The sequence below is a fragment of the Fibrobacter sp. UWR4 genome (assembly GCF_003149045.1).
In the GTDB taxonomy this organism is placed as follows: Bacteria; Fibrobacterota; Fibrobacteria; order Fibrobacterales; family Fibrobacteraceae; genus Fibrobacter.
This window is the reverse complement of record NZ_QGDU01000017.1, coordinates 30,000-47,976: the sequence shown is the minus strand read 5'-3', so window position 1 is coordinate 47,976 and position 17,977 is coordinate 30,000. Positions and strand designations below refer to the sequence as shown.

Genomic DNA, 17,977 nt, shown 5'->3' with positions numbered 1-17,977 from the left:
GATACCCATGAGTTACGAGGAATCCAGAATCATCCCATTTTTTGTCGCAGCACTTGTTGCGGTTCCTGCAGCCATGGCACAGGATACCCCCCTCCAAGCAAAAGATGTCGATGTTTTCCGACCCGAAAAACGTGAAACTACGGTCAGGATGGTGGATTCATCCAAGGCAAACGCCGTAACCTTGGACGTGAACGTGTTCTCCGATGGTTTTACCGGTTCCTACTACATCCTTTGGGATCAGGTGGATCTTTCCGAAGAAATGAAGAAACTCATGACCACCCGCGACTTTGCCCGTGACGAATTCTTCATGCAGAATATCGACCGTGAACAGTTCGAACAGGAACGTATGCTGCAGCTCTTCGAAGACCGCAAGAAGGAATACTTCCTGATCTTCCCGGAAGAAGCCATGAAGATGCTGGAAGACATGGAAAAGGACAAGTAGTCCCCATGTTCACTCCGGAAAAAGATTTCGACCACTGGAACCTTTCGGGATTTGCAAGCGCTCCCGCCCAATTATTCAAGACCATCGAAAGCACCCATAGCCTGATGAAACAGCAGGCTGTGACAGGCGCTATCCAGCCGGGCACGCTCTTTGTAGCAGATAGCCAGAGCGCGGGCCGTGGCAGGCACGAACGTACCTGGGCCTCCCCCGAAGGGAAGAACCTCTATTTCAACATCCTGATTCCGCTGGATGGCATTCCCCTGAACGTCACCCCGCAAATCACTCAGGTAGCGGCCCTGACTTTCGCTGAAGTTTTCCGCGACCTGCAAGGTCCAGGCGAAACTCGCGTCACGGTAAAATGGCCCAACGACATCCTCTTCGGGAAAAGCAAGTTCTGCGGCATCCTGGCGGAAATCGTCTTCCAGAAGGGAAAGCCCGCCCTCAACATGGGCGTAGGCATTAACGTCAATAGCGACCCGCAGGACTACGCTTTCCTCGATCGTGACGTCACCACCCTGAAAGCCATTGCGGGCCGCACCATCAACCGCGAAAAGCTCCTCCAGACTCTCATCGGGAATCTGGAACGTGCCGTAGGACAGTTCAAGGCATTTGGAATTTCCCCGTGGGTGGCCGCCTGGAAAAAGATGGACCAGTTCATCGGCGCCCGCGGAACCATCGTCGTCAACAATCGTTGTACGGACGAGAACCGCAATAGTGGCGAAGGCGCCACAAAAAAATCGGGCCGCATTCTGGATATGCAACCCGATGGAAGCCTGCTGTTCCAGACCGATGATGGAGAAGTACAGACCGTCTACTCCGCGGACCTGGAAATCTAGGTATTCAAAAATACAGGACTATTTTTTTCGGCGGCTCTTAAAGAAGACGCTACCCACCAGGGAAACCGCAAGGACCACGATCATTGCGGTAAGGCCCATGTTCACCAGTTCCACATACGGACCGGCATAACCCGTTTCCAGCAGGAACACAAAAATTAAGGCAACGATGGCGCCAGTGGCACCCATGCGCTCAAACATCTTGATCTTATCTTCGTTCGTAAACTTCTTATCAGAAAAGGACATTGACGTCTCCTCCCATAATCATCCATACAATCAGGCCCACCATCACAAGGGCGCTAATGGCCACGTTTGCCAAAAAGAAATCCCTATTCATGGCATCCAGATCGTCGGACTTTCTAAACAAGTGGATGTAGCAAATTGCGGCGGTCATAAGGCCAGTTACCACCCACCAGGGTGCCCCCATGTTCCATACCAAGCCAAAGGCCACACAGAGAGCAAGCATGGCCACATGACTCCAGAAGGCAATCTGCAAGGAACGCTTGCGGCCAAAGCGGGCCGGCACGGAATGGAGCCCCATCTGACGATCGATTTCTTCGTCCTGAGTGGCATAGATAATATCGAAACCGCCCATCCAGAGCATCAGAATCACCAACAGGAAAATAGGGAAAACAGCAAACTCCCCGCGCACGGCAATCCAGGCCCCCAGAGGGCTCATACCGATAGCGAAACCCAGGAACCAATGGCAAAGCCAGCTAAAGCGTTTCCAGTAGGAATAGGACAGCAACAGCAGCCACACGGGAAGGGCAAGGAGACCTGCCAGCGGCTGCAGCAAGGCTGCAAATACAACGAACAGCACGCCATTTATGGCAAGGAAAGCGATAACGGATTTCTTGCTCAGTCGACCATCGGGAAGATGGCGTTTTGCCGTGCGAGGATTCTTCGCATCGATATCCGCATCCGCAATGCGATTGAAACTCATGGCGCTATTGCGGGCCGTCACCATGCACAGAACAATCAGCCCGACAATGCGGACAATTTCCATGGCGGGCATGTCACGAAAACCATTGGCCGCAACCCACATGGAGCCAATGGCAAAGGGCATGGCAAACAAGGAGTGGCTCAAACGAACCAGGTGACCAAATTCTTGAATTTTCTTAAACATCAGCTTTCTTCCAGGGTTCCACAATCTTCGCCAAGTCAGCAGCATCCACGCCCAAGTGCTTCAGCACCTTCACCACCACCGTATCCACCAGTTCCTCCATAGAGGAAGGCTTGCTATAGAACTGGGGACTAGCCGCAATCACCACGGCCCCAGCCCTTGTCAGACGTTCCATATTTTCCAGGTGGATCAAGTTGTAAGGCATTTCACGAGGCACAATCACCAGGGAACGACGTTCCTTAAGACACACATCCGCAGATCGTACAAGCAAGTTATCGGAAGTACCGTTAGCGATACGTCCTAAAGTTCCCATGGAGCAAGGCACTACGGCCATGCCTGCGTAATCCGCGCTCCCGCTGGCACATTCCGCAAAGAAGTCATTGACATCCGGCAGCACATCGCAATAGTCATACAAGGCCGTCTGACCTTCATAGGCCACCACATCGCGGCCAGGAGCCGTCACCAAGGCCGTTACATGATGGCCCAGGTCCTTCAGGTACATGGCAGTTCGCGTGGCGTAAATCGCCCCGCTTGCCCCTGTTACGCCAAGAATAAAACGGCCCACTACTTAGCCCTCTTCTTCAAAAGCACGCGGTAGGCAACCCCAAAGAAGCAGGGCTTCACATGAACCAGATCCATGCCGTTCTTTTCCGCAAGGGATACAAAATCCGCTACCGGCAAAAAGTTCGTCACGGAATTTACAAGATACTCGTACGCATCCTTCTTGCTAAAGAAGGCACCCATGATGGGAATAAACAGCGGGGCGAGAACCTTGTAGAAAAACTTGTTGAAAATATTTCTGGGCGCAAAAAATTCCAGAATCTGCAGGTAGCCCCCCTCATCCAGCACGCGGGCGGATTCCTTCAGGGCGACTTCCACGTTGGGCACGTTACGCATGCCAAATCCATTCAGGATCACATCGAAGGTCTTATCCTGAAACGGCATTTTCATGGCATCCAATTGGACAGGGACCGCAGAAGTTTTCTTGCCTTCCGCCCCCTTCAACATCCCGAAGGAAAAATCCCCAAGGATAGCCAAGTCCTGAGTCCCGTTAAACTTTTCGTAGGTCACCGCAAAATCCCCAGTGCCACCACACAAGTCCAGCAGGCGCTTTCCCGGCTTTACCTTTCTCAGTTCCTTACAGCAGGCCCTTCGCCAGAGAATATCCTGACAACAGCTCAATGAATGATTCAGGAAGTCGTACCGTCCGGAAATTTCATCGAACATGGCACGGACATAGCTTTTATCATTCGGGTCTTTCTTCTTGGAACTCATGACCCGCAATTTAGAAATTGCCAAACTCCAGTCTTTTCCCAGACACAAAAAAAGCACGGACTTTCGCCCGTGCTTTATACGTTCCGTAATTTCAATTACTTGAAGTTTGCAGTGATAGTTACATCGCTATCCGTTGCAATCAGGTGGGTAGGATCGGTAGAACCGTCAGACCAGCCAGCAAAAATAGCGCCTTCGTCAGGAACCGCAGTAAGTTCCATACCGATGCCAGCATAGAATTTGCCCGTATAGGAAGACTTGCCACCCGGAAGGGTCATGCCTTCCATAAGAACCTTGCCCTTGCCGTTTGCACCGATAGTGACATTCACCCTGTTGCTTACACCAAATTCACCAGCATAGTCTTCCAGCACAGAGTCATCGCGCTTAGCCGACCAGCTCTTGAACGGAGTTCCGTCCTTGCTGAATCCTTCTTCATAGTAGGTCTTGCCTTTAGAATGGAACTCCTCGTAGTCTCTTTCGATATCGTCAGCATCCATGGAAGCCTCAATACGGTCAACCACATTGCTAATCACACTGGTATTCAGGTAGTTCTGATGCATCACTGCAGCATGATTCAAGAACAGTCGCTTAAATTCAGGATTCTTGATCAACTGGATGTAAAGGTTTGCAAAGCAACCAGATTCCTTACAGGGCTTATTTCCACCACCCTTCTTGATCCAGCTAAACATGTTGGTAGAATTCGTTTTAAATTCACCATCGTTCACGCCCCAGACCCAGCCAAAACCATGGTCAAGGTCATAAATCATGAACTTCCAGGGCTGACCCGGAGCGCGCCATGCACGAACGTTATTGTTGGGCCAGTCGCCATTCTTGTAATAGATTTCAGCAATCATGTAATCAGCAAAGTTACCCACATCCATGAGAGTCTTCACAGAAGCATAGTTCGGATTGTTGTCACCACTAAAGTCGCCATTGCCGACAATATCAAGCAAGCCCTTAAAGTTGTTGACAGCGCTCAGGGTGTTTCCACTCAAAGAGGAATCTGCACGGCCCAGAATCTTGATGATTTCAACATTACCAGCGTCGATTCCGTAGTTGGTTTCTACGTAGTTTTTGTTGAAGCGTTCACGCATGTCGTGAATGCCCCAATACTTGCCGTTGTAGAATACCACCACCTGACGGCTTCGCTGATAATCAACGCCGCTGCCCTCCAAGGCGGCACCACCCACGGCATCTTCCATATAGTCGCTGACAAAACGATTACCGTTGTTACGAAGGTTGAAACCCTTGAACTTGCTATGGGTATCCTTGCGGGTTTCGAACAACGGGTAATGGAGCCAGCCATTCTGGTATTCTTCACGAATCACCACAGCCACAGACTTCTTGTTCGCCACACGGCTCCAGCCACCCATTAGGGAGATTCCAGCATCAATTTCCCAAGCCTTTTCCTTGGACTTGCTTCCTTCGGCAAAATATTCCACGTGGGCCGGGAATTCCACATCGGCCATCAAACCTTCAGGACAAGTCTTCGGGTCATCACCGGAACATCTGGACTTCGGAACATAATGATTCCTAAAGAAAACAGAGTCCACAGTCACGGCAACCACAGGCATCTTCACCTGCTCGCCGATGAAATAGGTATTGGTCACAGTCTTCTTGGTCAAAAGGCCATCCTTAAAGGCAGCACAACGAAGAACCGTGTTCTTTTCGATAGTGATGGTCTGGTTGAATTCCGGAGAATCCTTGGTGGGTTCAGAACCGTTCTGGGTGCAGCGCACCTTCATACCGTCAGATACAGTAGGAGCGTTCAGAACGACGGGCTCGTTATAGAAGCCACCCTGGGAACCATTGAACTTGAATTCCGGAGCCATGCCTTCATAGGCAGTTTCTACATTATTTGCCTTTTCCGGAGTGGGCTTGCCAAAATACTTCCAGGCGCCACCGTCCACAATACCCCAGCTAACGCCAGATTCCAGGGACGGATACTTTACGGAGTCACGGATACCGAAGTACTGGTCCACCAGGTAAACGGTACCGCCATCCTTTTCCAGCTTCCAGTTGGTATGAGTGCGGCCCTTACCAAATTCCGTATCGCTGGGAGCTGTAACCAGGTTCTTCTTGTCGCAGAAAACAGTACGGAAGCTCTTTGCGGCAATCAGTTCATCACCGAAAATCCACTTACGTCCCTTTTCCGTGGTTTCGATCAACGCATAACCCTTCAGGTTTGCAGCCTCGGAACCTGCATTATAAATTTCGACCCAACCCGGATCGCGACCTTCTTCGTCGAGCCAGTTCAGGTTCACAGGAGCAATTTCGGTAATCACCAGTGCAGAGTTACCCACCCAGCGCATGGTAGAATCCAGAGGAATCAAAAGAGTGTCAATCTTCTTGATCGTATCGCCAGTAATGGGATCGATATGGGTAACGGTATCAATCTGCTGTTTGCTGGAATCACCCGTTTCCGGATTCACAACGAGAGTATCACCTGTATCCGGGTTAACAACAACGTTACCGGGAACATTGGGCTTGGAAGCAGCTTCTTCATCGGCACAGGCAACCAAACCGGCAAAGGTGAGTCCAAGGCAGCCAAACACTGCCAAACAGTTCAATTTTTTGAAAATCTGCACAATTCCACCTACAAAAAAGGATTCATCCGAAAAAAATTTCGGAATCCCAATCATCATCTCATCGTAAATTTAGAAGATTATTATAAAAAAAGGAAAAAATCTCAGTAATATTCTATTTACCCTTGACAAGCCTCACAACATGTACTATATTTGGGCTACCAAAACGGCGCTGTAGCTCAGTTGGTAGAGCAGCGGACTGAAAATCCGCGTGTCGTCAGTTCAACTCTGACCGGTGCCACGAAAAAGACCTTAGCAAACGCTAAGGTCTTTTTTTATGCCCTCGTTCAAAAAAAAAACAAACAAAGTAAACAAGCCTGAGGCTTGCCATTCAAAAACACTTGTAAGGAATCACAAGGGGCAACATCACCCCTCACATTTTATCTTCTGCTGTCAGTATCGTTGGGATCCGCCTGAACACGATAGCAGGCATACATTTCATCCCAATGTTCAATGAGGGCGTCCACAATTTCCGGCTGGAACTGGGAGCCTCTCATCTTGAGGAATTCTTCCTTCACCTTTTCTTCGGGCCAGGGAGCCTTGTAGCAGCGATAGCAGGCCAATGCATCCAGCACGTCCGCCACGGCGCAAATACGACCCGCCAGCGGAATGTTTTCGCCCTTCAGCCCCAAAGGATATCCCTTGCCATCCCAACGTTCGTGATGGGAACGGGACACGTTTGCCGCGAAACGCAAAAGTTTTCGTTTAGAATTGCAAAGCATCTTGAAGCCCAGTTCAGCGTGGGTCTTCATGATAGCGTATTCTTCTTCCGTAAGCTTGCCCGGCTTGTTCAGCACGGCATCGGGAATGGCGATCTTGCCCAGGTCATGCATAGGAGCGGCCAGATGAATCTTTTCCACTTCATCCGCAGGTAAGTTCAAGTATTCGGCCAGCTTCTTGGCAGATTCAGCAACGCGCTGAATATGGTCACCCGTTTCCTGACTACGGTATTCGGAAGCTTCACCTAAAGTATGAATAATTTCACGCTGGGTCGCTTCAAGTTCAGCAGTAAGCATTGCGGATTCCACTGTCTTTGCGGAATACACTGCAGTCAGGCGCAAGTGCTCCAGATCCTGTTCGGAAAATTCCTGGGACTCGCTCTGCTTGTTAATTGCCTGGAATACCCCCATGACGCATCCTGTGGAATCCATCAGGGGAACCGTCAGCACAGACTTCGTGTGGTAATGCGTCTTCTGGTCACTACGGCGATCAAACCTGGGATCCAGGTAGGCGTCCTTGATCAGCAAGGGTTCGCCAGTAATAACAGTACAACCAGCAAAGCCGGCATTCTGGGGGATACGGAGCTCGCTAACGCCATGGGCAACCTTTGTCCACAATTCGCCACTTTCCTCGTCCACTAGCCACAAGGAACAGCGATCCGCAGAAACCATGGACCGACCAAGGTCAGCCATCAGCACCAGCAGATTATCCATCCTGCGTTCCGCCGCAATCTTAGGCATATAGGAGAACAACAGTTCCAGGATTCGCTGGGACTCAATTTTCTGCGTTGCGTTAACGTCCATCATACAACAACTAATTTAGTTAATAAAAGTTTAATTTCAAACAAGCCGAATCTCTAAAATCGGGATTTTTCGGGGATTTGTTGACGAAACCGCTAATATTTTTCTATCCTTTGTCCACCCTGGAGGAATAGGCTAATTGGTAAGTCAGCGGTCTTGAAAACCGCCGCCGTAAGGCTTGGGGGTTCGAGTCCCTCTTCCTCCGCTCAAAGACCGGCTAAAAGCCGGTCTTTCCTGTTTCCGGCCGTATTTTAAAGAGAATCCCAGGCAGTCCGATTATCTGCAGCAAAATCAGCAGCAGCCGTCGCCGGTTCATCGTATAGTAGAGTGCAGACCTTCACTGGCAGAGGGAAATCGTTCCCCAGCGCTCCCAGGCAGCTGGTGGTCGTCGCCCCCGTAGTATAGACGTCATCCACCACGATTACCGTACCGCAAGCGGGAATCCGCTTCTGGGGAACCATCTCAAAGGCTCCAGCTACATTCCACTCGCGACCTTCCTTCGAAAGTTTCGTCTGGGACACCACAAAGGTCTTCCTTCGGAACAATCTCCACACCCTACCTCCACAGGCGGAGGCAAGCGCCCCCGCAATCTTTTCCGCCTGGTTATATCCTCGCTCCCGAAGACGGGCAGGATGCAACGGAATTGGAACAAAGTAAAGAGGCTTCGGTAACAAGGCCATTTCCTGATGTACCGCCAGCCCTTTCATGGCACAGGAACGCTTCACCATATAAGTCGCCATTCCGGGAATACTCCTGTACTTCAACGCATGAATCAAGTTACGCGTCAAGGGACGCATTGGAAACAGGCAAAATACATCCCCATTAGGGAAATGAGGAGCCCTGGACATTTTTTCCAGTTCACCCCTACAGGAAGGACACAGCCAAGGGTCCAGCGCTTCCGACGCGCATCCACAGCCCATGCATTCCTGCCCAAATACAAAACCACCAATACGATCAAGCCAATTCAAAAAAAGCCTCCAGGGATACGTAACATATGCTCTCCCTAGACACGCTTTTTTCAGTCAATTTGAATGAACTTTTTTGGAAAAAGAATATTTACCTGATTAGCGACGACGGCTCTGGAAACGGAGACACATCAAAAGCCCCACCAGCACCATACAGGTCAAGGCAAAGGATCCACCATAGGACAGGAACGGAAGCGGCAAGCCCGTCACCGGCATAAGCCCAATGGTCATGGCAATATTCACCAACATATGGAACACAAAGATCGTGGATGCCCCCATAGCTACGAGAGTCACGAAGGAATCGTTGGTGAGTTTACAAACCGATGTTGCGCGCCAGAGGAACAAGCCAAACAGCGCAAGGACAACGGTACAGCCCAGGAGTCCAAACTGTTCGCCCAGCACGCTAAAGATAAAGTCCGTATGTTCTTCCGGAAGGAAGGCCAGGTTAGTCTGAGTTCCATTGCCGAAGCCCTTTCCCGTCAAGCCGCCGCTACCAATTGCGGTAATGGACTGAAGCACCTGATAACCATCACCCATAGGATCACTCATGGGATCCAGGAAAGTATTCACGCGCTTCTGCTGGTGAGGTTCCAGCATATTCCACACCATGGAGCTGGCGTAGCCCGCAAGGATATTCGCCGCAAGGAAAAAGATCGTCTGGAATTTGGGCAAACGTCTACGCACCAGCGCAAAGACCACCGCACAGATCAGCAACCCCCAGAGAATCTCGTAACCGATGGACTGGGAATGAGAAAACAGGACGGAAACCACCGGGCTTACGATCAGGAACACATCCGTAATGGTCAAGCCGGCAAAGAAAAATCCCACAAAAGTCACTGCAGTGAAAACAAGGGCCGTACTCAAGTCAGGCTGTTTCAGCACCAGGCCAAAAGGAACAATAAACAGCAAGAACGGAACCACAAAAGTCTTGATCTTGTACAAACTCACATGATGTTTGGAAAGCCAGAAAGAAATGGTCAACAAATAGGCAATCTTTGCAAACTCGGAAGGTTGCAATTTAAAGAAACCAAGGTCAATCCAACGACCCGCACCTTTTACAACATCACCTGCAAAAAATAGCACAACGCAAAGGAGCACCAGAGAGACAAAATAAAGAGGGATGGCAGCTCGTTTCAGCCATTCAATACGCACCAATACAAGAAGTCCCGCCAAAACGGAACCACCCAGGAAATGAAGCAGCTGCTTGAACCAGAATGTCTGCTGGAAGGGAATGTCTTCCGTAATAGTCGCAGAGTACACCAGGGTGAGTCCACAGGACATCAAGGCAATCACCAGGAGGATGAAAAACCAGTCAAACTTGAGGGTACTATCGACAGATTTAAAGGAACTCATTTCGGATCCTCAATGTGGAAGTATTCCATCAGCACCTTCTTTGCGATAGGTGCAGACACAGCGCCGCCACCACCAGCAGCTTCCATAATGACTGCAACAGCAATTTCAGGATTTTCCAGAGGCGCAACCGCTGCATACCAGGCATGGGTCTTCTGGCCACGCTTCCATTCACCGGAACCCGTCTTTGCCCCCACTCGAATTCCAGGCAGGGCGCCTCTCTTACCCGTTCCACCAGGATGGTTCACCACGGAATCCATGGCATGCATCAGGACACGATGGGTGGATTCCTTCATCGTGCCGGAACGAATGATCTCCGGTTCATAGCGTTTAACCACATTTCCCTGCTCATCACGCAGTTCCTTCATGAAATGAGGCCTATAGACACCCTTATTGGTGGCAAGGGATCCCACCAACACAGCCTGCTGCAAAGGCGTCACAATCTGGCCCTGACCAATGGAAAGATTCAGGATCAAGCCACGAGCCCAACGCCAGCCATTACGCTTGTTTCTCTTGTTGAAGGACACTGAATCCGGAAGCCACCCCGGACGTTCGCCAGGAATGTCGACACCCAGCAATTCTTCGCCAAGACCAAAACGTCTGCCGAATTCGTTAATGCGTTCCATGTCAATATCAAGTCCAGCCTGATAGAAGAACACGTCACAAGAAAGCCTCAAGGCATGAACCACATTCAAGTTGCCATGAGTGCCCCAACACTTCTGGTAACGGGTACCATACTGATAGCCACCCGTACAAGCCTTGGGATAATACTTGTATTCCGAAAGGAGCCCGTTTTCAAGACCAGCTCCAGCCGTAACCAACTTAAACACTGACGCAGGAGGGTACGTACCGGAAATGGCACGGTTCGTCAAGGGACGCATGGAGTCCAGAGCCACATGAGCCCAGCCCTTGTTGCGTTCACGACGCTTCAGGGAGAATATGTTCGGGTCCAGTCGAGGAGAGCTGACCATTGCAAGAATTTCACCCGTACGAGGATCCAGTGCCACCAAGGCACCTCTAGCACTATCGGGAATAGCCGCTTCCGCAACCTTCTGCAGTTTCAGATCCAAGGTGGAAATCAGGTGAAGGCCAGGAACAGGTTCCTGTCCCTCCACATCCGAATACACACCCACTTCACGACCAGATGCATTCACTTCCACAAGCTTCAGGCCATCCTTACCACGGAACTCTTTATCGTAGTACTGTTCCAGCCCCTTCTGGCCAATACGATCCCCCTGGGAGTATCCCGCATATTCCGGAAGTTTCAGCTGTTCATCGGAAATTTCACTAGTATATCCAAGCACATGTGACGCCAGCGTCCCATAAGGATATTCACGACGGGATTCGATCAATGTCACCACACCAGGTAATTCGGAAGAGTGTTCTTCCACCACAGCCACCTGCTCAGGGGAAGCATCCTCAAAAAATCGGATAGGACGATTCTTAATCCAACGTGTCCTCTGGAACGCCGTATCCAGGGAAAGGGAGTCAAACAGACGTTCACCGGACTTGTCCCTAATCTGCAGCAACTTGTTAAATACGGAATCCCTAGCTTCCTTCTTGCGCGGCAAACTGGTAGCCTGAAGTGCAATCTGGTAAGACGGTCTATTACGAACCAGGACTTCACCGTTTCGGTCATAAATGAAGCCGCGGTTTGCAATCAAGTCCACTTTACGCAAGCGGTTATTGTCGGAACGCTGGACGTTTTCATCGTAGTGGATATACTGCAGGAAAAAGAGACGAACCAACAGTACGATAAATACAAGGGCCACCCCCGCCAAATAGACAAGGACATTCCAAGCTTTACGTTGCTGGATTTCGTTTTCGGCTACAGAACTACGCATGCTTCTTTCTGCTTTCGCCGTGATCCAGGTAGAACAGGATACCGCCAATGAATACGGTATAAACGCATTCCGGCAAGGTTTGCGTCACGAACAAGTTGGTAATGATGTCCTGGGACAGTCCAGTTACAGCATAGTAGATCATGTCACACACAAAGAATGCAAGACCGAGAATGCCAACTTTCGCAGGCTTATTCAAAGTCAGGAGCTTTTCTTCCACCTGGCCCACCAGAAAGCCTATTACGGTCATGGCAATAGCATTTGCGCCCAGCCACTCCACAGGGGCATAAATGTCCTGGGAAAATCCGGCAAGGAACCCCCAGAAGCAGCCTGCAGCAGGCCCCAACTTAATTGCAGTAGCAACAACGAAAATGATTACCAAATCCGGAGTTGCACCAAAGATGGAAATCCAGGAAGCTACAGAAACCTGCAGAGCAAAAGACGCTACAAACAAAAACAGAATTTTAAGCCAGCTCAAGTTATTCATTTAGCAACTCCTGAATAATCCAATCTGGTTCCTTTTCCATCACGAATACTTCTTCCAGCACGGAAAATTCCTGGAAGGGTTCCACGTCCATCTGGCGCATGACATCCAAATTAGACTTACGCACATCCTTTACCGTTCCAACAGGAATACCCTTCGGAAAAATACCGCCAAGACCGGAAGTTACCAATGTGTCGCCCTGTTTCACACCAGCATGAGTCGGCACCATGGCAGTCAAGGTATGACCATCCATGGATTCAAGGAAGCCCACCACGCGAGTGCGACGCTCCATTACAGACAACTTAAGGTTCGGGTCCACCAGCAACTGCACGCGGGAATGTCCCATTTCGGCTCTAGTCACTTTACCCACCAGACCATTCATGGAGAACACAGGCATATGTTCCTTGACGCCATGCATGCTACCGCGATTAATCACCAGCGTGGTAAGAAAACGGCCGGGATTGTGTCCCACCACTCGGGCAGTCACGATGGGGAAATCCCATTTGTCGTCAAAGCGGACTAGGGTATGCAGTCTAGCCAATTCCTGCAAGCCTTCATGCGCGTGATAAGTTTCCTGACGGAGTCTGGCGTTCTCTTCCTTCAAGTGAGTGTTTTCTTCCGCCATAGAGCGGAACTCATTCAAGGAACTTGAAACCAGCTGGGCCGGATAGAACACGGTACTGGTAACGGTCGTGACGATGCTCTCTCTGACCACATTGGGAGCCTGACGCATCAGGAAACCAAGAGCCAAGAAAAAGGCAAAAGCAACAATGCCATGCCTTTGGGAGAACAAATCGATAATAAAGCGAAAAGCCCTAAACATCGAAATGTATCGTAGTTTTAGTTAGAGGATGCAATAAGGACAGGACGATACTTGTCCAAGTCTTCCAGAATGCGAGCGGCACCCTTACATACGCAAATCAGGGCTTCGTCAATCACATTCACGGAAAGGCCAGTTTCCTGACGGATACGTTCATCAAAGCCACGAAGCTGAGAACCACCACCAGTCATAATGATGCCCTTGTCGTAAATATCAGCAGAGAGTTCCGGCGGAGTAATGCTCAAAGCCTGCTTCACAGCTTCAACGATTGCGGTGACAGGTTCATTCAGAGCTTCACGGATTTCAGCGCTATTGATAGTCATGGTGCGAGGCATACCAGCGATAAAGTCATGACCCTTCACTTCCATGGTCAATTCTTCGTCCAGCGGGCTAGCAGAGCCGATAGTCATCTTGATCTGTTCTGCAGTGCTTTCACCAACGCAGAGGTTATACATGGTGCGGAGGTAACGGACAATAGCTTCGTCCATTTCGTCACCACCGACACGTACAGAAGCGTTACATACGGTACCATTCAGTGCGATCACAGCAATATCGGAAGTACCACCGCCAATATCAACGATCATGTTACCAACAGGGTCTTCAACAGGAATGCCCATACCAATAGCGGCAGCCATCGGTTCGTGGACCAGGTGCACTTCCTTAGCGCCAGCCTGCTTAGCAGCATCGATCACAGCACGCTTTTCCACTTCGGTAATACCGGAAGGAACACCCACAACAACGCGGGGCTTTACCATCCAAAGCGGGTACTTCTGCACGCGCTTGATGAAAGTCTGGAGAAGGTTTTCTACCAGTTCAAAATCAGCAATCACGCCATCACGCATGGGACGCACAGCGCGGCTTTCGCCCGGAGTACGGCCAAGCATCTTCTTCGCTTCGAAACCGATGGCAGAAACACGGTTGTTCTTGCTGTCCACAGCAATAACCGTAGGTTCGTTGATTACAATGCCCTGGCCGGCAACGTGGACCAAAGTGTTTGCCGTACCGAGATCAATACCAATGTCGCAAGAGAAAAGACCGAACAAGGTAAACGCCCTTTTGGATGAGATGAAACTTTACGCAACAATTATAGTTAAAAGAAGAACAACAAACAACCTAAGGAATAGAATCCTTACCATGTTTTAGTTCCTTGGAATAACGATCCCACTGACGAGTGTGCACGTCATAGCGATACTTTCTCTTCTCATGCATCGCCACATCCTTATAGATGAAAAAGTCGACCTCTGCGTAAGCCGCATAAATACGGGATGCAGCCCCTTCGAACAAACGAAAATCTTTCACGCGATAATACGGCTCTTCCATCAAGGCATCCTTGTTTCCATTGGCACGGATATTCTCCGCCACCATGAATTTCAAATCCTCCTGCAGGTACGGAGTCAGCTTGTGTTCAATACGATCCGTAGGTTCAGAACACCCCACAAACAAAGCCGTAAAGGCAAGCAAAACAAACTTTAAATTTTTCATCATCACCCAATAAAATAGAAAAAAAGGACCACCAACAAGCAAGTCCCTTTCACCCCAGTGATAGGTGGAAGTCCCGCCCTTTGCACCTTAACAAAAAAAGGACCGCCGTTAGGCAGGTCCATTCACCCGAATGTTGGGTGGGAGTCCAGACTAATGAACACTTGGCAACTTCGTTGCCTTAGTGAGAATTGTCCTCTATGTGGAGGAAGGGGAAAACCAGCCCTTTGCAACATAACAAAAAGACCTGCGGTAAAGCAGGTCTAAACCCCACGTGGGGAAAGGAGTCCAGAGGAAGGGGTACACCCCTTCCTTTGCAACTATATTAGAAGCTATAGGTAGCGTCTACGCGAGAGAAGAGGCGGCCTTCACCCTGGAACGGGTTACGGAACAGCACATCTTCAGCGACGGTCACGTCAATCTTCAGCTTTTCTTCGATGTTGATGCCGAAGCCGAAGCCAACGTGGTCCTTGCTAGTACCATCAGCCAGCGGGTTGGTGGAGAAGAAAGTGCCGTCATCCTTGCAGATGCCATAGCGTTCGCGGTTGTAGATGTTCTTTTCGTTCTTGGAGCATTCGGTGTACATGATGGACTTCTGACCACCAACACGGATTACGAACCAATCCCACCAAATGTTACGTTCGATACCGAAGCTGATCTTGCCACCGATGTCGGAACGCTTGTCCCAGTTGTGATCACCATCTTCGTCGCGACCATCGTAGATCCAGCTACCAAGGTTAGTGTCATAGAAGTAGTCATGAGCCTTCAGCTGACGCCAGACGAAGTCAAGACCCATCCAGAAGAAGCCACGGTTCATGGCAACATTGATACCGAGACCAGCCTGAGCGTTCTTGTCATCAATGCCGGGAGCCTGAGCGAGCTTCATGGAAACTGCCGGAACAAGTTCACCGTCGATTGCTTCGAGGGTGAAGAATGCGCGAGCCTTTGCCAAGAAGGAGAAGTCACCATTTTCAAAGAAGTCATAGTGACCCGGGCCATATTGGATACGAGCAAGACCGAAGGATGCTTCGTAGGAAGTACCGCTGCCAGTCTGGATGTTAATACCACCATCAGCCTTGACGATAGAAGCATGAGCATCTTCATCCGGCTGATAGGAACCGCTTTCGTCCAGATCGCCACCATCCTGGTGAGCGATATAGATATGCAAGCCCATAGCGTCGCCGCTAGAGAGAGTCCAGCCCAGGAAGCCGTCAAAGTTAGTCACGGTTTCGGGAACCTTAGAATATCTGGAGCTACCTACCTGGACACGACCCGGGAGATACATAGCCAAATCATCATCGATACGGCCAAAGAGACCACCGATGGTGAACTTCGGATCCGGATTGTTTTCATCACCAAAGTTCAGAGCAAAGATACCACCGAAAGTGGGGTGCTGCGGATCATAGTTGCCGCCAGCCTGGAGGTTGTTATCGGTATAAGCACCGAAACCGCCAATCAAATAGTTAGAATAAAGGTTTGCATTAGCCGGGTTGTCGAAGATGCTTACATCGTCCATGATATAAGTAGTGTTCTTGCCCATGGATTCAACGCGAGCGAAGGTTGCAAAAGCAGAACCAACACCAAAAACGCCAATTGCGGCACCAACGGCAGCAGCAGTTCTTAAGTTCATATAAACTCCTCTGTAAAAATCTGTTTTAAAGTTAGCTTTATAAAATCAAAAACGCAATAAAAATTTAAACAAATACATATTTTTTTTAAGAATTTTTAACAAAAAAAAGGCCGAGCACGAATGCCCAGCCTTTTTTAGACTTTTCTGAGAATTATTCAGAGAAGGTGAACGGAATAGTCACAGTGGTGTTACCGGACTTAACAGTTCCGAACTTCCAACGAGAAACGGAAGTCTTGATTTCCTGGTCGAATTCACCGAAGCCAGTAGTAGAGGATGCGATGGAGATGCTGATGATTTCGCCACCCGGAGCAATTGTGAACTTCAGGGTAACCTTACCAGCAAAGCCAGGCTTCTTCTTCAGGAACTTGTTATAGATGTGACGGAGACCCGGAGTACGCTGCTTAACCACTTTCTGGATTTCAGACTTACTACGAGAACCACCACCGGCGCCCATGTCGATATCACGTTCAGACGGAGTTCTGATAGAACCCTTAGCCTTAGTAGCGATACCACCGCCACCACCGCCAAGGAGGCCTGCCAGACCGTCACCGATACCACCGGAACCGCCTTCTGCGTAACCTTCGTTAAAGCCGCCGTCTGCCTTACCGCGACGACCACCGAGCTGAGTCTTACCAGTAGTCTGGAGGCCAGCCACGTCCTTCAGCACCTTGTCAATGTCCTTAGAGAACTTCTGGTTCTTCATGAGGTCATATGCACCAGCGCTGGCGTTCTTGGTCTGTGCAGTGAGGAGCTTCAGCACACCGCGAGTCTGGGGAGCGTTGGGCTGACCCTTACCACGGGGCTTACCACCGCCACCAGCCTTCTTACGAGGCTTCTTCGGCTCTTCCTTCTTCTTTTCTTCCTTCTTCTCTTCCTTCTTTTCTTCCATGGTCATCTGAGCGACGAGTTCGGTGTCAGCCTTTTCATCAAAGACGACTTCGTCAACGACCTGTTCGTAGGTAGAAGCGAGAAGACAGATTGCAATGGCAACTGCAAGAGAGATACCTGCAATAGCGCCCATCTTCTTGTCGGATTCCGGCATCAAAGACGCTACTAAAGGATCAACTGCGGGAGATACTTTCTTAGCCATAGTTTAGTCCTCCCCACCGTTCTTTTCCATCACGGCGAAGGAAACGTTTGTGTAACCATTCAGGCGAGTATCCGGGCCAGTGTAATCGCAAGTGGGGACGCCTGCAATACCGCAGGTAGCCATCACCTTGTACATCACATCGTAAGGAATGTTCTTGTCGATCTGGACAACAACGCTACCTGCTGCATCACCGGGCTGGTTTGCGGCGAGGGCTGCGTCACGTTCAGCCTTACGACGTTCGTGCAATTCAGCGAGAACGGGGGCCACGCAAAGATCTTCCTGCTTGAACACGTCATCAGTCGGGACAACTTTCTTGTTATCGACCACAACATATTCTCTATCGATAATAACAACCAGAGAAACTTCTGCAGGCTGCTTCTTAGAGACAGAAACCGGAAGGATCAAGTTTTCGGCCTGAGTTAAGAGCTGACCTTCTGCGTCCATGTTCTTAATCATGAACACCAGAATAATGGTCATCATGTCCATCATGGACGTAATCGAGAACGGGACGTCTTCACCGTATTTACGACTTCTTCTTGCCAT

General features: G+C 49.9%; 18 protein-coding genes and 2 tRNA genes. 4 read left to right on the top strand and 16 right to left on the bottom strand.

The annotated features are described in order from the left end of the window. The first annotated feature begins 7 nt into the window (after positions 1–7). Together BGX12_RS08430 and BGX12_RS08425 are read left to right on the top strand one after the other, a co-directional pair. Complete coding sequence (locus BGX12_RS08430; protein WP_199220750.1) at positions 8–442, top strand: hypothetical protein; 435 nt, start codon at positions 8–10, stop codon at positions 440–442. Positions 443–447: 5 nt separating this feature from the next. After that, complete coding sequence (locus BGX12_RS08425; RefSeq protein ID WP_109735633.1) at positions 448–1,278, top strand: biotin--[acetyl-CoA-carboxylase] ligase; 831 nt, start codon at positions 448–450, stop codon at positions 1,276–1,278. Positions 1,279–1,296: 18 nt separating this feature from the next. Here BGX12_RS08425 and BGX12_RS08420 read toward each other — a convergent pair whose 3' ends face one another. The 5 genes from BGX12_RS08420 to BGX12_RS08400 form a co-directional block, all read right to left on the bottom strand. Then, complete coding sequence (locus BGX12_RS08420; RefSeq protein ID WP_109735632.1) at positions 1,297–1,521, bottom strand: hypothetical protein; 225 nt, start codon at positions 1,519–1,521, stop codon at positions 1,297–1,299. Next, on the bottom strand, positions 1,508–2,401 hold the full coding sequence (locus tag BGX12_RS08415; protein ID WP_109735631.1) for a 4-hydroxybenzoate octaprenyltransferase: 894 nt from the start codon (positions 2,399–2,401) through the stop codon (positions 1,508–1,510). Before BGX12_RS08415 ends, BGX12_RS08420 begins: the two co-directional genes overlap by 14 nt. Beyond that, positions 2,394–2,963 carry a UbiX family flavin prenyltransferase gene (locus BGX12_RS08410; protein ID WP_109735630.1) on the bottom strand — a complete coding sequence of 190 codons (570 nt, stop codon included), beginning with the start codon at positions 2,961–2,963 and terminating at the stop codon, positions 2,394–2,396. Before BGX12_RS08410 ends, BGX12_RS08415 begins: the two co-directional genes overlap by 8 nt. Beyond that, positions 2,963–3,673 (bottom strand): ubiquinone/menaquinone biosynthesis methyltransferase, encoded by a 711-nt coding sequence (locus BGX12_RS08405; RefSeq protein ID WP_109735629.1) that lies wholly within the window; start codon positions 3,671–3,673, stop codon positions 2,963–2,965. Before BGX12_RS08405 ends, BGX12_RS08410 begins: the two co-directional genes overlap by 1 nt. 95 nt (positions 3,674–3,768) lie before the next feature. Beyond that, a complete protein-coding gene (locus tag BGX12_RS08400; RefSeq protein ID WP_158278206.1) occupies positions 3,769–6,240 on the bottom strand; it encodes a CotH kinase family protein in 2,472 nt (823 codons plus the stop codon). A gap of 183 nt (positions 6,241–6,423) precedes the next feature. On the opposite strand from BGX12_RS08400, the gene BGX12_RS08395 reads away from it, so the two are divergent. Next, positions 6,424–6,496, top strand: a tRNA-Phe gene (locus BGX12_RS08395). A 139-nt stretch (positions 6,497–6,635) separates the two neighbouring features. Here the strand turns inward: BGX12_RS08395 and BGX12_RS08390 are convergent. Next, positions 6,636–7,781, bottom strand: a complete 1,146-nt coding sequence (locus tag BGX12_RS08390) for an HD domain-containing phosphohydrolase (RefSeq protein ID WP_109735627.1) — start codon at positions 7,779–7,781, stop codon at positions 6,636–6,638. Positions 7,782–7,899: 118 nt separating this feature from the next. Between BGX12_RS08390 and BGX12_RS08385 the strand changes: the two genes are divergently transcribed. Next, positions 7,900–7,980: transfer RNA gene (locus BGX12_RS08385), tRNA-Ser, on the top strand. A gap of 46 nt (positions 7,981–8,026) precedes the next feature. On the opposite strand, the gene BGX12_RS08380 is transcribed toward BGX12_RS08385, so the two are convergent. The 10 genes from BGX12_RS08380 to BGX12_RS08335 form a co-directional block, all read right to left on the bottom strand. Then, on the bottom strand, positions 8,027–8,572 hold the full coding sequence (locus tag BGX12_RS08380; RefSeq protein WP_233246324.1) for a ComF family protein: 546 nt from the start codon (positions 8,570–8,572) through the stop codon (positions 8,027–8,029). A gap of 267 nt (positions 8,573–8,839) precedes the next feature. After that, a complete protein-coding gene (gene rodA / locus BGX12_RS08375; protein ID WP_109735625.1) occupies positions 8,840–10,093 on the bottom strand; it encodes a rod shape-determining protein RodA in 1,254 nt (417 codons plus the stop codon). Then, complete coding sequence (gene mrdA / locus BGX12_RS08370; RefSeq protein ID WP_109735624.1) at positions 10,090–11,934, bottom strand: penicillin-binding protein 2; 1,845 nt, start codon at positions 11,932–11,934, stop codon at positions 10,090–10,092. The genes rodA and mrdA overlap by 4 nt, the downstream gene beginning before the upstream one ends. After that, positions 11,927–12,418, bottom strand: a complete 492-nt coding sequence (mreD, locus tag BGX12_RS08365; protein ID WP_109735623.1) for a rod shape-determining protein MreD — start codon at positions 12,416–12,418, stop codon at positions 11,927–11,929. The genes mrdA and mreD overlap by 8 nt, the downstream gene beginning before the upstream one ends. Then, on the bottom strand, positions 12,411–13,166 hold the full coding sequence (gene mreC, locus BGX12_RS08360) for a rod shape-determining protein MreC (RefSeq protein ID WP_233246323.1): 756 nt from the start codon (positions 13,164–13,166) through the stop codon (positions 12,411–12,413). The genes mreD and mreC overlap by 8 nt, the downstream gene beginning before the upstream one ends. An 89-nt stretch (positions 13,167–13,255) precedes the next feature. Next, the gene (locus tag BGX12_RS08355; protein ID WP_109735621.1) at positions 13,256–14,278 is read right to left on the bottom strand and encodes a rod shape-determining protein; all 1,023 of its coding nucleotides are present in this window, start codon (positions 14,276–14,278) and stop codon (positions 13,256–13,258) included. A gap of 70 nt (positions 14,279–14,348) precedes the next feature. Beyond that, positions 14,349–14,720: a hypothetical protein gene (locus BGX12_RS08350; RefSeq protein WP_233246322.1), complete on the bottom strand. Its 372-nt coding sequence runs from the start codon at positions 14,718–14,720 to the stop codon at positions 14,349–14,351. Positions 14,721–15,039: 319 nt separating this feature from the next. Next, entirely contained in the window at positions 15,040–16,344 is a 1,305-nt protein-coding gene (locus BGX12_RS08345) for a hypothetical protein (RefSeq protein WP_109735620.1), read from the bottom strand. 151 nt (positions 16,345–16,495) lie between these two features. Beyond that, the gene (locus BGX12_RS08340; protein WP_109735619.1) at positions 16,496–17,434 is read right to left on the bottom strand and encodes an AgmX/PglI C-terminal domain-containing protein; all 939 of its coding nucleotides are present in this window, start codon (positions 17,432–17,434) and stop codon (positions 16,496–16,498) included. A 3-nt stretch (positions 17,435–17,437) separates the two neighbouring features. Then, on the bottom strand, positions 17,438–17,977 hold the full coding sequence (locus tag BGX12_RS08335; RefSeq protein WP_109735618.1) for a biopolymer transporter ExbD: 540 nt from the start codon (positions 17,975–17,977) through the stop codon (positions 17,438–17,440).

What these genes read in the sequence shown, in the direction of transcription:
- BGX12_RS08430 (WP_199220750.1), top strand. Translation starts at nt 8, where the DNA reads ATGAGTTACGAGGAATCCAGAATCATCCCATTTTTTGTCGCAGCACTT.
- BGX12_RS08425 (WP_109735633.1), top strand. Translation starts at nt 448, where the DNA reads ATGTTCACTCCGGAAAAAGATTTCGACCACTGGAACCTTTCGGGATTT.
- BGX12_RS08420 (WP_109735632.1), bottom strand. Translation starts at nt 1,521, where the DNA reads ATGTCCTTTTCTGATAAGAAGTTTACGAACGAAGATAAGATCAAGATG.
- BGX12_RS08415 (WP_109735631.1), bottom strand. Translation starts at nt 2,401, where the DNA reads ATGTTTAAGAAAATTCAAGAATTTGGTCACCTGGTTCGTTTGAGCCAC.
- BGX12_RS08405 (WP_109735629.1), bottom strand. Translation starts at nt 3,673, where the DNA reads ATGAGTTCCAAGAAGAAAGACCCGAATGATAAAAGCTATGTCCGTGCC.
- BGX12_RS08390 (WP_109735627.1), bottom strand. Translation starts at nt 7,781, where the DNA reads ATGATGGACGTTAACGCAACGCAGAAAATTGAGTCCCAGCGAATCCTG.
- BGX12_RS08380 (WP_233246324.1), bottom strand. Translation starts at nt 8,572, where the DNA reads ATGCGTCCCTTGACGCGTAACTTGATTCATGCGTTGAAGTACAGGAGT.
- rodA (WP_109735625.1), bottom strand. Translation starts at nt 10,093, where the DNA reads ATGAGTTCCTTTAAATCTGTCGATAGTACCCTCAAGTTTGACTGGTTT.
- mrdA (WP_109735624.1), bottom strand. Translation starts at nt 11,934, where the DNA reads ATGCGTAGTTCTGTAGCCGAAAACGAAATCCAGCAACGTAAAGCTTGG.
- mreD (WP_109735623.1), bottom strand. Translation starts at nt 12,418, where the DNA reads ATGAATAACTTGAGCTGGCTTAAAATTCTGTTTTTGTTTGTAGCGTCT.
- BGX12_RS08350 (WP_233246322.1), bottom strand. Translation starts at nt 14,720, where the DNA reads ATGATGAAAAATTTAAAGTTTGTTTTGCTTGCCTTTACGGCTTTGTTT.
- BGX12_RS08345 (WP_109735620.1), bottom strand. Translation starts at nt 16,344, where the DNA reads ATGAACTTAAGAACTGCTGCTGCCGTTGGTGCCGCAATTGGCGTTTTT.
- BGX12_RS08340 (WP_109735619.1), bottom strand. Translation starts at nt 17,434, where the DNA reads ATGGCTAAGAAAGTATCTCCCGCAGTTGATCCTTTAGTAGCGTCTTTG.
- BGX12_RS08335 (WP_109735618.1), bottom strand. Translation starts at nt 17,977, where the DNA reads ATGGCAAGAAGAAGTCGTAAATACGGTGAAGACGTCCCGTTCTCGATT.